General features: G+C 65.7%; 12 protein-coding genes. 10 read left to right on the forward strand and 2 right to left on the reverse strand.

What is annotated here, in order from left to right; genetic code table 11:
* Positions 1-13: 13 nt before the first annotated feature.
* The 4 genes from atpD (at position 14) to VEC11_RS12180 (ending at position 4,235) form a co-directional block, all read left to right on the forward strand.
* Positions 14-1,498 carry a F0F1 ATP synthase subunit beta gene (gene atpD / locus VEC11_RS12165; protein ID WP_464131621.1) on the forward strand — a complete coding sequence of 495 codons (1,485 nt, stop codon included), beginning with the start codon at positions 14-16 and terminating at the stop codon, positions 1,496-1,498.
* Positions 1,499-1,502: 4 nt separating this feature from the next.
* Positions 1,503-1,760, forward strand: coding sequence for an ATP synthase F1 subunit epsilon (locus VEC11_RS12170; RefSeq protein ID WP_464131623.1), 258 nt, complete (start codon positions 1,503-1,505; stop codon positions 1,758-1,760).
* A 182-nt stretch (positions 1,761-1,942) separates the two neighbouring features.
* Positions 1,943-3,736 carry a hypothetical protein gene (locus tag VEC11_RS12175; RefSeq protein WP_464131625.1) on the forward strand — a complete coding sequence of 598 codons (1,794 nt, stop codon included), beginning with the start codon at positions 1,943-1,945 and terminating at the stop codon, positions 3,734-3,736.
* 13 nt (positions 3,737-3,749) lie between these two features.
* The gene (locus tag VEC11_RS12180; protein WP_464131627.1) at positions 3,750-4,235 is read left to right on the forward strand and encodes a nuclear transport factor 2 family protein; all 486 of its coding nucleotides are present in this window, start codon (positions 3,750-3,752) and stop codon (positions 4,233-4,235) included.
* A gap of 13 nt (positions 4,236-4,248) precedes the next feature.
* Here VEC11_RS12180 and VEC11_RS12185 read toward each other — a convergent pair whose 3' ends face one another.
* The gene (locus VEC11_RS12185) at positions 4,249-5,160 is read right to left on the reverse strand and encodes a DMT family transporter (RefSeq protein WP_464131629.1); all 912 of its coding nucleotides are present in this window, start codon (positions 5,158-5,160) and stop codon (positions 4,249-4,251) included.
* Positions 5,161-5,263: 103 nt separating this feature from the next.
* Between VEC11_RS12185 and VEC11_RS12190 the strand changes: the two genes are divergently transcribed.
* Positions 5,264-6,793: a CpaF family protein gene (locus tag VEC11_RS12190; RefSeq protein WP_464131631.1), complete on the forward strand. Its 1,530-nt coding sequence runs from the start codon at positions 5,264-5,266 to the stop codon at positions 6,791-6,793.
* Between the two features lie 150 nt (positions 6,794-6,943).
* Here the strand turns inward: VEC11_RS12190 and VEC11_RS12195 are convergent, their stop codons facing one another.
* Positions 6,944-7,813, reverse strand: a complete 870-nt coding sequence (locus VEC11_RS12195) for a LysR substrate-binding domain-containing protein (RefSeq protein ID WP_464131633.1) — start codon at positions 7,811-7,813, stop codon at positions 6,944-6,946.
* A 92-nt stretch (positions 7,814-7,905) separates the two neighbouring features.
* On the opposite strand from VEC11_RS12195, the gene VEC11_RS12200 reads away from it, so the two are divergent.
* The 5 genes from VEC11_RS12200 (at position 7,906) to VEC11_RS12220 (ending at position 13,401) form a co-directional block, all read left to right on the forward strand.
* A complete protein-coding gene (locus VEC11_RS12200; RefSeq protein WP_464131635.1) occupies positions 7,906-8,337 on the forward strand; it encodes a VOC family protein in 432 nt (143 codons plus the stop codon).
* Positions 8,334-8,990 carry a glutathione S-transferase family protein gene (locus VEC11_RS12205; RefSeq protein WP_464131637.1) on the forward strand — a complete coding sequence of 219 codons (657 nt, stop codon included), beginning with the start codon at positions 8,334-8,336 and terminating at the stop codon, positions 8,988-8,990. The genes VEC11_RS12200 and VEC11_RS12205 overlap by 4 nt, the downstream gene beginning before the upstream one ends.
* A gap of 69 nt (positions 8,991-9,059) precedes the next feature.
* On the forward strand, positions 9,060-9,317 hold the full coding sequence (locus VEC11_RS12210) for a hypothetical protein (protein ID WP_464131639.1): 258 nt from the start codon (positions 9,060-9,062) through the stop codon (positions 9,315-9,317).
* Between the two features lie 312 nt (positions 9,318-9,629).
* Positions 9,630-10,526, forward strand: a complete 897-nt coding sequence (locus VEC11_RS12215) for an SIR2 family protein (protein ID WP_464131641.1) — start codon at positions 9,630-9,632, stop codon at positions 10,524-10,526.
* Positions 10,527-11,010: 484 nt separating this feature from the next.
* On the forward strand, positions 11,011-13,401 hold the full coding sequence (locus VEC11_RS12220; RefSeq protein WP_464131643.1) for a hypothetical protein: 2,391 nt from the start codon (positions 11,011-11,013) through the stop codon (positions 13,399-13,401).
* Positions 13,402-13,428: the final 27 nt, after the last annotated feature.

Raw genomic sequence — 13,428 nt, forward strand, 5'->3', positions numbered from 1 at the left:
CAAGGAAACCGCAATGCTCGAGCCCAAGACGGCCTCCAGGAAGGCGAGCGCCAAGCCCGCCACCACCAACAATGTCGGCCGGATCAGCCAGGTGATCGGCGCCGTCGTCGACGTGACCTTCGACAGCGACCTGCCGGAGATCCTCTCCGCGCTGGAGACCGACAATGGCGGCAACCGCCTCGTCCTCGAGGTCGCGCAGCATCTCGGCGAGAGCACGGTCCGCACGATCGCGATGGACTCGACCGAGGGCCTGACCCGCGGCCAGGAGGTCACCGACACCGGCTCGCAGATCCGCGTCCCCGTCGGCCCGAAGACGCTCGGCCGGATCATGAACGTCGTCGGCGAGCCGATCGACGAGCAGGGCCCGATCGGCGCCGAGGACACCGCCCCGATCCACGCCCCGGCGCCCGAGTTCGTCGACCAGTCGACCGAGACCGCGATCCTCGTCACCGGCATCAAGGTGATCGACCTGCTCGCGCCCTACGCGAAGGGCGGCAAGATCGGCCTGTTCGGCGGCGCCGGCGTCGGCAAGACCGTGCTCATCCAGGAGCTGATCAACAACATCGCCAAGGGCCATGGCGGCACCTCGGTGTTCGCCGGCGTCGGCGAGCGCACCCGCGAGGGCAACGATCTCTATCACGAGTTCCTCGACGCGGGCGTCATCGCCAGGGACGCGGACGGCAAGCCGACCCCCGAGGGCTCCAAGGTGGCTCTGGTCTTCGGCCAGATGAACGAGCCGCCGGGGGCCCGCGCCCGCGTCGCCCTGTCGGGCCTGACGCAGGCCGAATATTTCCGCGACGTCGAGGGCCAGGACGTGCTCTTCTTCGTCGACAACATCTTCCGCTTCACCCAGGCGGGCTCGGAAGTGTCGGCTCTGCTCGGCCGCATCCCCTCGGCGGTGGGCTACCAGCCGACCCTCGCCACCGACATGGGCGCGCTGCAGGAGCGGATCACCTCGACCAACAAGGGCTCGATCACCTCGGTGCAGGCGATCTACGTGCCGGCGGACGATCTCACCGATCCGGCCCCGGCCACGTCGTTCGCCCACCTCGACGCCACCACCGTGCTGTCGCGCGCCATCTCGGAGCTCGGCATCTACCCGGCGGTGGACCCGCTCGATTCGACCTCGCGCGTGCTCACCGCCCGCACCGTCGGCCAGGAGCATTACGACACCGCGCGGCGCGTCCAGGAGATCCTGCAGAAGTACAAGTCGCTGCAGGACATCATCGCCATTCTCGGCATGGACGAGCTGTCGGAAGAGGATAAGCTGACCGTCTCGCGCGCCCGCAAGATCCAGCGCTTCCTCTCCCAGCCCTTCCACGTCGCCGAGGTGTTCACGGGCATTCCCGGCAAGTTCGTGCAGATCGAGGACACGGTCCGCTCGTTCAAGGCCGTCGTCGACGGCGAGTATGACCATCTCCCCGAGGCGGCCTTCTACATGGTCGGCGGCATCGAGGAAGCGGTCGCCAAGGCCGAGAAGCTGGCGCAGGAAGCCTGAGGACATGGCCCTCCACTTCGAATTGGTCACGCCGGAGAAACTGCTCCGCTCCGAGGAGGTCACGATGGTGGTCGTCCCCGGCAGCGAGGGCGATTTCGGCGTGATGGAGGGCCACGCGCCCTACATGTCGACCCTGCGCGACGGCGAGATCGCCATCTACCGCACCTTCCCCGGCGAGCCGGAGAAGGTCGCGGTGCAGGGCGGCTTCGCGGAGGTCAGCGAAAAAGGCCTGACCGTGCTCGCGGAGAATGCCGGCGGCTGACCCGGCGCCTGTTCGTCGGCGGACAGGCTTTTGTGCGAAATCGAACAGCTTCCGAGAGCCTTCTCCCGCCCCTGAGCGGCGCAAAATGGCGGTTGCTCGCCTCTCCCCTTTCGCTGGCGTGATCCTTGCTTCCCCTGTCCGTCGGTGATGACGGCGAAAGGCCTTTTCGGGGAGGCACGGACATGCGGAGCCGCTATCTGACCTTCGGACTGTTGACTTTGCTCAGCGCCAGCGCTGCGCCGGCCGTCCAGCCCGCCACGGCTCCCCTCGCGCCTGAGATCCGTTGTGAGCGGCCGCTCACCACGGCCCAGCCGCGCAGCGACGCCGGCCTCGCGGCGGCACCCGCCGATCCGGTGGCCTATTTCCGCCAACGCGCCCGCATCCTCGCGCTCCGCGGCGAGAACCGGCTTGCGGAGGCCGTTCCCGTCGCCGAAGCGATGGTCCGGCAATATGCCTGCGACGTCTGGGTCTGGACCCAGTTCGGCGATGCCCTGATGGCAGCCAATCGGCCCGCCGACGCGGCAAACGCCTATGTCCGGGCGATGGAAATTGGCGGGCCCGGAACGCCGGCCGGCGTCGGCTACCGCCTGGCGGTCAGCCATGCAGCCGCCGGCAACCGTCGGGCCGCGATGGACGTGCTTGAAGAGTTGGTGTTCAGACAGGCTTATCGGGATCGGAGCAACCTCTACAGCAACCCCGCCTTTGCGAGCCTGCGCACCGAGCCCCGCTTCCTCGCCATCAGCGGCCGGATCGACACGAGCAGCCTGAGCCGGAACGACGGCTGGCGCCGGGATCTCGATTATCTGCTCGAGGAAATCAGGCGGGTCCATCCATTCTACAGGCGGCTGCCGCTGCCGGCGGAGTTCACCCGCCTCGAGCAAGCGTTGCGCAGAGACATACCCAGGCTGTCCGACGAGCAAATCTATGTCGGTTTCGCGAGGTTGGTGGCCTCGCTGAGGCACGGCCATACCGGCATGATCCCAGCTATTCAGTCGGCGCGATTTCCGTTCACGCAATTGCCCCTCGATCTCTGGGCATTTCCGGACGGGGTCTACATCGTGAGAGCCGGCGCGGGCGCGAGCGACCTGGTCGGCGGCCGGCTTGTGGCGATCGAGACGACTCCAGCGCTGGAGGTTCTGCGCCGGGTCGGGGAGATCCATACCCGGGAAAGCGGCATGGAAGTCCTGTGGTCCGGCCCGTCGCTGTTACGGATGGCGCAGATTCTGAAGGGTCTGGGCGTCACGTCGCGGACCGACCGGATTGCGGTAACGGTTCGGCTGCGGTCCGGTCAGACGGTCCGCCGCGAGCTTGCCACCGTACCGATGGAGCCCCGCCCCAAGCTGACTCCGCCGCCGGGCGTGGCGCCGCCGCTGTTCCTGCGCAACGTTCCGGAATTCCATTGGAGCGAACGCATTTCCGACAATACGCTGTTCGTGCAGCTGAACCAGGTCCAGCCGGATCGCGATCAGAGCCTGGCGGAGTTCGGGCTGGAGCTTCGCCGCATCCTTCGGGAGCAGCCGATCCGCAACGTCATTCTCGATCTCAGGCATGACAATGGCGGCAACACCTTTCTCTATACGGAACTGCTGCGTACCCTCGTCCAGTTCACCGCGGACGAACGCAACCGGCTCTATGTCCTGATCGGCCGCTGGACCTATTCGGCTGCCGCCAATCTCACCACCGACCTCCAGCGGCTCGCCCGCCCCATCTTCGTCGGGGAGCCGACCAGCGCGACCGGCAATCAGTTCGGGGACAACGCACTCTTTGCCTTGCCCTACAGCAGCCTGAGTGTGGGCATCGTCGCCGTGACCTGGCAGCTCAGCGATCCGTGGGACAGGCGACCCGTCGTCACGCCGCATATTCCGGTCCAGCTCACGGCGGAGGCCTATTTCGCCGGCCGCGATCCTGCGCTGGAGACGATCCGGGCATTGATCGCCTCCGGCTCCGTTCCCGCCGGGGACATGGATCCGCGTTGAAGGAGGATTGCCCATGCGCCGCACGATCCTGATCTCGCTTCCCTTCCTGCTGTTCCTGCCGGGCCCTGCCGCCGCGGCGGGGGCGCAAGGCCAGCCCGTCGCGGCCGAGGCGGCGTGGACGCCGGCCGAGCGCGAGGTCCGCGCGCTGGAGCGCAGCTGGCTCGACGCCTATCAGCGCAACGACGTCGCGGCGATGACCGGGATCGTCGCCGACGACTTCATCCTCACCTATCCGAACGGCAGTCTGCAGACGAAGGCCGACCTGCTGCGCGAGATGCGCGCAATGCCGCCCGGGCCGTCCGCCAACCGCTATCATACGCGCGGCGTCACCTCGCGCAGCTACGGCGATACCGTCATCCTCCGCGGCACGGTCGTCACCGAGGCCGAAGTCAACGGCCAGACGGGGCGCGACGTCTCCACCTATACCGACGTCTATATCCGCCGGAACGGCCGCTGGCAGGTGGTCGCCTCCCATCTCTCCGGGTCGCGGGGGAACTGAGCGGGCGTCGACCCTATTCCGGCTCCGGCACCACCTTCGGCTTGTGCGCGCGCCAGAGCAGCAGGCCGCCGCCGATGATCAGGGCGGCGCCGGCGAAGGTCGAGAGGTCCGGCACGGTATCGAAGATCGCCCAGCTCAACGCCCCCGCGACCAGCAGCTGCACATAGGTCATCGGCGCGACCACCGCCGCCGAGGCGCGGACCGCGGCCATATAGATGAGCATGTGCCCGCCGGTCGCCGAGCAGGCGACGAGCAGGCATTTCACGACGACGCTCGCCGGCGGGAGACCGACCTGGAAGCCCGGCAGGCCGGTCGCGGCGAGCAGGAGCGTCGCCGCGGTGATGATCGGCGCGGCCATCAGGGCGGCATAGAATTGCATGGCGAGGGGCGAGGCCGCGCCCGCCGCCTTGCGGTTGCAGATCACGAGGCAGGCCATGCCGGCGGCCGCGCCGAGCGGATAGAGCGCCGCCGGCCCCAAAGCGAGCAGATTGGGCCTCAGCACGACGAGCACGCCGGCAAAGGCCAGCGCCATGGCAAGCCAGACCGCGACGCCGGTCCGCTCCTTCAGGAAGACCGGCGCCAGCATGGCGGTGATGATCGGGCTGGTGAACTGGATCGCGGTCGCGTCCGCCAGCGGGATCGCCATGACGCCGAGGAAGAAGCAGATCGTGGCGAGGGCGACGCCCGCGCCCCGGGCGAGCTGGAGCCAGGGCAGCGGGATGCGGAACGCCTTGCGTCCCTCGACGAGCGCGACCAGCAGGGCAAGGCCGAGCGCGCCGGCGCAGTAACGGAGCATCGCCACCGCGGTGCCCGGCCATTGCCCCGCCATCGTCTTCACCACGGCATCGCCGACCGACAGGATCGCGAAGCCTGCCAGAGCGAGCAGCAGAGCGGCGCGGACGTTCTGCTGCGGCGGTGCGGTCATGCCCGCGCCTTCGCGGCCGGTTAGCTAATTGTCAAAGTTTCACACTTATTCACCCTGCGATCCGGGAACGCCCGCGAAGACCAGTACGGGATAGAATGACCAGATGAGTGCTTTCGGACGACGCAACGGCACCTCCGGCACCGGCGGCCGGCCGAGCTTCGGCACGGCCCAGCCGATGAAGGGACCGGCGCCGGCGCAGCCCCGGCCCGCGGACGCGGGCGGCGCCCAGTTTCCGCCGATCGAGCCCGAGGCGCTCGACATTGACGGCGCGGTCACCACCTCTTTGCCGAACGGCCATGCCGACGCCATGGCCCGCCTGGCCGACCGCCAGGCGCAGTCCGGCGCGCAGGGCGATTCGCGCTCGGAGGGCTTCGAGGCCTCGATCCACCGCATCAAGGAGCAGGTGCTGCCGCGCCTGCTCGAGCGCGTCGATCCCGAAGCCGCGGCCACCCTCTCCAAGGACGAGCTGGCCGAGGAATTCCGCCCGATCATCGGCGAGGTGCTCGCCGAGCTGAAGATCAACCTCAACCGGCGCGAGCAATTCGCTCTGGAGAAGGTGCTGGTCGACGAATTGCTCGGTCTCGGCCCGCTCGAGGAGCTGCTGAACGACCCGGATGTCAGCGACATCATGGTGAACGGCCCGCAGCAGACCTATATCGAGCGCAAGGGCCGGCTCGAGCTTGCCCAGATCCAGTTCCGCGACGAGGAGCACCTGCTCCAGATCGCCCAGCGGATCGTGAACAAGGTCGGCCGCCGCGTCGACCAGACCACGCCGCTCGCCGACGCCCGCCTGCAGGACGGCAGCCGCGTCAACGTCATCATCCCGCCCCTCTCGCTGCGCGGCACCGCCATCTCGATCCGCAAATTCTCCGAGAAGCCGATCACCATCGACATGATGCGCGGCTTCGGCTCGATGTCCGAGAAGATGGCGACGGTGCTGAAGATCGCCGGCGCCAGCCGCATGAACATCATCATCTCCGGCGGCACCGGCTCCGGCAAGACGACCATGCTCAACGCCTTGTCGAAGCTGATCGACCCGGGCGAGCGCGTGCTCACCATCGAGGACGCGGCCGAGCTTCGGCTGCAGCAGCCGCACTGGCTGCCGCTCGAGACCCGTCCGCCGAACCTCGAGGGCCAGGGCGCGATCACCATCCGCGACCTCGTCATCAACGCCCTGCGTATGCGTCCGGACCGGATCATCCTCGGCGAGATTCGCGGCGCGGAGTGCTTCGATCTCCTCGCCGCGATGAACACCGGCCACGACGGCTCGATGGCCACGCTTCACTCCAACTCCCCGCGCGAATGCCTCGCGCGTATGGAGAACATGGTGATGATGTCGGACATCAAGGTGCCGAAGGAGGCGATCTCCCGCCAGATCGCCGATTCCGTGGACCTGATCGTCCAGGTGAAGCGCCTGCGCGACGGCTCGCGCCGCACCACCAACATCACCGAGGTGATCGGCATGGAAGGCGACGTCATCGTCACCCAGGAGCTGTTCAAGTTCGAATATCTGGACGAGACCGCGGACGGCAAGATCATCGGCGAATATCGCTCGATGGGCCTGCGCCCCTACACGCTCGAAAAGGCCAAGCAGTTCGGCTTCGACCAGCCGTACCTCGAAGCTTGCCTTTGAGCTGATGCACTCTGTGCTCCGGCGCAGGCCGGAGCGTCGGGAGACACTCAGGGACTTTTCGTCAGCGGTCCGGCCTTCGCCGGACCACAATGCGCAGAGCGACAGGACCGACGGCGCGAATTCAGTCCGCGCCGCCTCCAGCGGTCGCCGTCAGGCGAAGGCCTCCTGCATACGCTCGACGAAGGCCTTGATCAGCGCGCGTTTCGGCGAGCTTCCGTTCCACACGGCCCAATAGGCATATTCGGCCGCCACATCATGGTCGAAGAGGCGGACGAGGCGGCCGCTGTCGAGGTCGGGCTGGACCAGCCGCGCCCGGGCGAGGGCGAGGCCGTGGCCGGCGGCCGCAGCCTCCAGGACAAGCGACGCATCGTCGATCGCCAGCGTCGAGCGCAGGTCCCTGGCGCTCATCCCGACGGGATTGAGCCAGAGCTGCCAGTTGCTGTCCGCATGGTGGATGAGCGCGCAGCCGGCGAGATCGTCCAGCGTCGCCGGCAGCGCGCCGCCCCGATAATGGGGGCTGGCGACCGGAAACAGTCTTTCGTCGGCGAGATGGCTGGTTTCGAGGCCATGCCAGCCGCCCGGGCCGAACCGGATGGCGACGTCCACGTCGCCGTCGAAGTCGGCGAGGACGCTGCTGCAGCGAATGTCGAACGTCGTCTCCGGCAGGGCGCCTTTCAGCTCCGCAAGCGCCGGCAGCAGGATCCGCTCGGCGATCGACGACAAGGTGGTCACGACGAGCCGGTCGCGGCGCAGCCAGGGCGTCAGATCGAACACCTCGTCCAGCAAGGCCACGCTCAGCCGGATGCGCGAGGCGAGCGCCTGCCCCCCGGCGGTCAGCGAGACCCGGCGCCCGGACCGCTGGAAGAGGGCGCCGCCCAGCCGGGTCTCGAGCGCCCGGATCGCATGGCTGACGGCCCCGGTGGTCAGGTTCAGCTCCGCCGCCGCCTTGGTGAAGCTCTGGTGCCGCGCGGCCGCCTCGAAGGCGGTGATCGAGCGCAGCGAGGGCGGACGGGCGGGCATTGGCCGAACGATAGGCCTTGTTGAAATTTCTTCAACTCAAGTGTGAAGGAAATGGATTTTCGTCCGGCGGCCACCCCCGCCATGAGTCCGGCATGTCGAACCATGCCCCGCCGCGCATTACCGGCTACGACCATGTCGGGATCAGGGTCAGCGACGCCGCGCGCGCGCTACATTTCTACGAGCAGCTCGGCTTCGTCCTCGACCCCGACCTCTCCAACGAACGCGTGGCCGAGCTCGTCACCAGCGACGGGACGCGGGTGAACCTGATCTTCAACGGCGCGCCGCGTCCGGAGGCGCACAACATCCTGCTCGACGAGCCGGTGAAATGGCCGGGCTATACGCATGGCGCCTTCATCGTGCCGTCGCTGGACTCGGTGCTCGAATGGGCGGAGGGCAATGGCGTCGCCATCACCGAGGGCCCGGTCGACTGGGGGCGGCGCCTGACCTGCTTCCTGCGCGACCCGGACGGCAATGTCCTCGAGTTCAACGAGCTGCGGCCGCAGCCCGCGCGGAGCGGGCTGTGAGCGCGCTGACCCTCGTCATCGGGAACAAGAATTACTCGTCCTGGTCGATGCGGGCCTGGCTGCTGCTGCGCTGGCTGGAGGTGGATTTCGAGGAGATCGTGATCCCGCTCTACCGCCCCGGGAGCCGGGCGGCGGTGCTCCCCTATTCGCCGACCGGCCTGCTGCCCGCGCTCGTCGACGGCGAGCTCCATATCTGGGACAGCTTCGCGATCATCCTGCATCTCGCGGACCGTTTTCCCCATGTCTGGCCCGCCGAGCCGGCCAGGCGGGCGTTCGTCCGCAGCGCCTGCGCCGAGATGCATTCGGGCTTCCAGGCCCTGCGGACGGCGATGCCGCACAATGGCCGGGCGCGCGACCGCCGCGTGCCGCGCACCGCGGCCCTGGACGCGGACATCGCCCGCATCTTTGAGATCTGGACCGAGGGCCGCCGCCGCTTCGGCGCGGACGGGCCGTGGCTGGCCGGCGCGTTCGGCATCGGCGACATCGTCTTCGCGCCCGTCGCCTCACGCTTCCGGACCTATGGCGTGACCCTCGACGCGCCGGCCGCCGACTATGCCGCGGCCCTGCTCGGCCATCCGCTCGTCCTGCGCTGGTTCGCGGAAGGCGCCGACGAGCCGGAGGTCGTCGCGGACGCCGAAATCGGGCTGGGCTAGCCAGGCCGCCGCCGATTGACTTCCCGCTGGCCGGGCCGCAGATTTGCCGCGGGCTCGTCCGGAGGAAGCATGTTCACGCTCGCCGTCGCCTTCGCGCTCGCCGCCGCGGCCGCGGCGCCGCCTGCGTCCCAACCCGCGCAGAGCAATGAGCGCATCTGCCGCGGCGGCGGCCAGCGCACGGTCGGCAGCCACATCCGCACCCGCCGCCGCTGCCTGACCGCCGAGCAATGGCAACGCGAGGACGAAGCCGCCCGCAGCCGCCCGGTGCCGGGCCTGCAGGTCACCGAAGGGCAGAATGACGGCCGGGCGCCGGTGCAGCCGCGTTAGTCTGCAGCGCCGAGCGTAAGGCGAGGATTGCAGATCCGCGCGTTAGGCGAAGAGCCGCGAAAGCCTGTCCTGAGCCTGTCGAAGGGACCGGACGGCCAGCGCGGAAGCGGCATAAGCCGCGCCCGCGACAGGACCGACGGCGCGGATTCACTCCGCGCCCTTTCCTGTTCGTCGCGAATGTCGCAATTGCGCCCATGTCCGACATTCAGCATGCGATTGCGCGATCCAAAATCCGGACCGTCTGCTCAAGGGCACATCGAATGTTAGGAGCATTAGCGTGACGGTGATGGTGTTTGGCGATAACTGGACTCCATGCGGTTCTTTGAGAACGGTCCAATCATTCCGGCACATCTCTTGGAGCAACAAGCTCAAGGGAACGTAATCTTCTTTTGCGGAGCCGGCGTCTCCGTCCCTGCCGGTCTCGACACATTTTGGACGTTGACCGATCGCCTCATCACGAATTTGGATGCTGCCGCTGCGCGAACTGCGCTCTCCGAAAACCAGAGCTTCGACAGGGTCTTCAACCTGTTGGTGCGTGACTTTGGGCGGCCAGAGATCGATCGCCAAATCTACGCGGCGCTAGGCCAGCAAAAACCCAAAACCCTCGCGCGCCACCGCGACATTCTCGACTTATCACGCGCACCCGGTGGGTCAGTCCAAGTTGTGACCACGAACTTTGATAAACTGTTCGAACGAGCAGCGAAGGGCGTCCAGCCAATTGTGCCGCCTGGCTTGCCGGACATTGAACTGAACCAGCCGATCAATGGTGTGGTATACCTTCACGGACGGCTTGCCGACACCGCCGCCGGCGAGATCGCGAGCTACGTCATAAGCAGCTCAGATTTCGGACGTGCGTATTTGGCCGAAGGTTGGGCGGCCCGCTTCGTCCGAGCGCTGAGGGAAAGCTATACCATCGTTCTTCTCGGCTACAGTGCCGACGACCCTCCGATGAGGTATCTCTTAGAGGGCCTGCACGTTCGGGACGGCGTGGTCTACGATTCCCCCATCTACGTCTTTACCGATCGCAGTCCTTCGGTCGCCGAGGAGCTTTGGCAGGATCGAGGCGTCACCCCAATTTGCTACGAGGCCGGCCCCAAACATACCGCTCTGTGGTCAACAATCGGCGCTTGGGCAAAAGGCCGCGCGCGCGCCGGACCAATGGATCGAAACGGTTATTGCGCTGGCTCGAAAAAGACCGGCAACGCTTAGGCCCCATGAGCGAGGCCAGGTCGTCCAACTAGTCAGCTCGAAGGCCGGGGCACGAGCGTTCGCCGACGCCGAACCTCCTATAAGTTCCGAATGGCTCTGCGTCTTCGACCCCTACGTTCGCTTCGGCAAACCTCGGCGGCAGAGCTGGCAGGACAATGCGAAGGAAATCGACCCTCAAATACTCTTTGGCCTAGACGACGATCCTCCAAGGCCGTCGCAGGGCGAGGGCGCCTTCGACGCTCGCGCGAAGAACCCTCTCGCTTGGCAGAAGGGCGATTCCGTCGAGCCCGAGCGCCTTTCGCTGCCGGGTTGGAATGCTCTTTGGCACAATCCATTGCCGGAAAGATTGCACCACCTGGCGCGATGGTTTGGCAGTAGATGCCATGAACCCTCAGCCGTTTGGTGGGCCGCGGGTTGGAAGTCCCTCAATCCGAACATGCATTGGTTCGTCGCCCTTCGACTGAGGAATCGGCACGGCGACCCAATGCCGGCCCCTGCTCAACTGTTTTGGAGCTTCTATCTCGAGGCTAACGAGGCAGCTGCAGTGCACGGCCGCGAATATCCGTGGTTCGAGTTTGAGGGGCTGCTCAAGCAGTCCGGTTGGACTCCTGCGGTCGCACGATTTTTTGAGCGGTGTGTAACTCCCCACGTTGAAGTTTCGCGGGGAACACTGGCCGCGCCGAAGCCGCCTGAAGGGGATTGGGACGACAAACCGCTCTGGCGAGTCATTGAGCTATCGGTCCGTGTCCTCGATAGGCACGGCCACAAGGTTGACCTTCCGCCGGAGGCCCAGCCTCAAATGGCCGAAATCATGCGGAGGTCACTGATCCGCGTCTCGGAACTGTTGAGTGAGACAGGTGATCTGTTTTGGCACGCACCAACCTTGTATCCCTCAGACGAACCTGGCGAGACCTACTACGGCAAGAAGGAGGCGTTCTTTCTTTGGTTTAAGGAACTCGTTGAGACGCTGCTGGATCAGGATACCACCGCCGCCCGTAAGGAATTTGAAGCGTGGCCCGCCGGTGAGGCTCGGATCTTTCCGAAACTCAGGATGTGGGCCGCTGCAAAGCCGTCGCTCGTGAATGCCAGCCAAGTGTTTCCCGTCTTCCAGTCGCTAAATGCGGATGCGGCTTGGGACGCTTATAGTCAGCGCGAGCTTCTCTTTTTCTTGAAGGCACGCTGGCCGGACCTTTCGGCGAGGCAGCGGCGGGCGGTCGAACGCTGGCTTGAGAAGGGGCCAAGCAGAAGGGATGATGAAAAGCGAAGTGATTTTCGCAGGCGCAGGAGCGCCCAGGCGGCAACGAGACTTCGTTGGCTCCAGTTAAATGGATGCGCGCTGAGTAGTTACGCCCAGCAAGCGCTCGACCGCCTCAAGATCGTCGATGACAGGTGGTCCGACGAATGGGCGAAAGACGCCGATGATAGCTTGGGGCCACGCGGAGGATGGGTCCAAGAAGTCACTGAGCTTCGAGGCTTGGATACGGTTCCCCTCACCGACGTGGTCCGGGTTGCCGAAGAACGATCTGAGCGGCCGTTCCGGGAGCTGAGAGACTACCAACCCTTCAAGGGCTTGGTCGAAACCCATCCTATGAGGGCCCTATTCGCGCTGCGCATAGCTAAGCGGCACGGTGAGTTCCCAATCGGATTCTGGCATGACCTTTTGTATCGTTGGCCTGACGGCACATCGCTTCGTTCGCGGCGGCTTCTTGCACACACCGTTGCATCGCTCTCGACAGAACAAGCTCTTGAATTGCGCTATTACGCCCCGCAGTGGCTCGAAAAACATCTGCCGGAGCTGTATGCGCACGACCGCCGCGAGGCGTTGAGCGTCTTTGACGGGTTTTTGGCTCCCTACTTGCTGGCTGAGCCTCAGCTTACTGGCAGCAGTATCGGCACCACGAGCGTCGGTGGAGTTGTCCAAGATCGATCCGAAGTCTCAGTGAGCAAAGCGCTCAACAGCCCCATAGGGACGTTGACAGAGGCGCTTTGGAGCCTGACGCGCCGCAAGGCGAAGAAAGTCCATGCGCCGCCCAAGGCGCTAACGCTTCGCTTCAGACAGCTCGTCTCTGTGCCGGGCGACGGGGCTGGGCACGCTGTCGCAATGCTCACCAGGCGGTTAGGTTGGATTGCCTACTGCTATGATGAGTGGACGACATCATTCATCCTGCCAATGTTTAGGCTTGACCACCCGCTTGCCGAAGCTGCTTGGCATGGCCTCGCGGCCAACCAGAATTCTCTGACCGCTGAGATTTTGAATCAGCTCAAAGCGTCTTGGATAGGAATATTGAAGGGCTCCGCTTCATGGACCCTCGACCCGAGCGAACAACAGACTTTCGTGCAGAGCTTAGTTTGGCTGTCCAGCCCAGACCAAGCCGAAGGTGCGGTATTCTCGTTCTCCGAGGTCCGAGAAGTGCTTGCCGCGGTCGATCATACTAGCCGCGGTCATGCACTATGGGCGCTCGCCACCGCAACCGAGCGAGAGGGGAATTGGGCTAGTTTCGCTAAGCCCTTCATTGAGAAAGCTTGGCCCCGGCAGCTGCGCTTTCGCAGCGAGGAGGCAACCAGAGGCTTCATTCAGGTAGCTGAGAAGGCAGGCGCGGGTTTTCCCGATGCGGTGCGAACGGTCCTGCCCTATCTTCGGCCGGTTCAGAATGCGGACATGTTCACCTATCGGATTTCGAAGGACCGGACCGATCCCGATAACATCGCGCGAGAACATCCGGCGGCGGCGCTGATGCTGCTAAATGCGATCACCTCCGATGATCGCACTCGAATGCCTTATCAGCTGGCGGAGGCATTGGACGCGCTCGCGGAGCTTGAGCCCCCGCTAAAGGACCGGGTAGAATTTCGGCGTTTGAAGGAACTCGTCGGTTGATTGATGCAAAGTGCCAGGAACCGACGC

The sequence above is a fragment of the Allosphingosinicella sp. genome (assembly GCF_035626655.1).
Taxonomy (GTDB): Bacteria; Pseudomonadota; Alphaproteobacteria; order Sphingomonadales; family Sphingomonadaceae; genus Allosphingosinicella.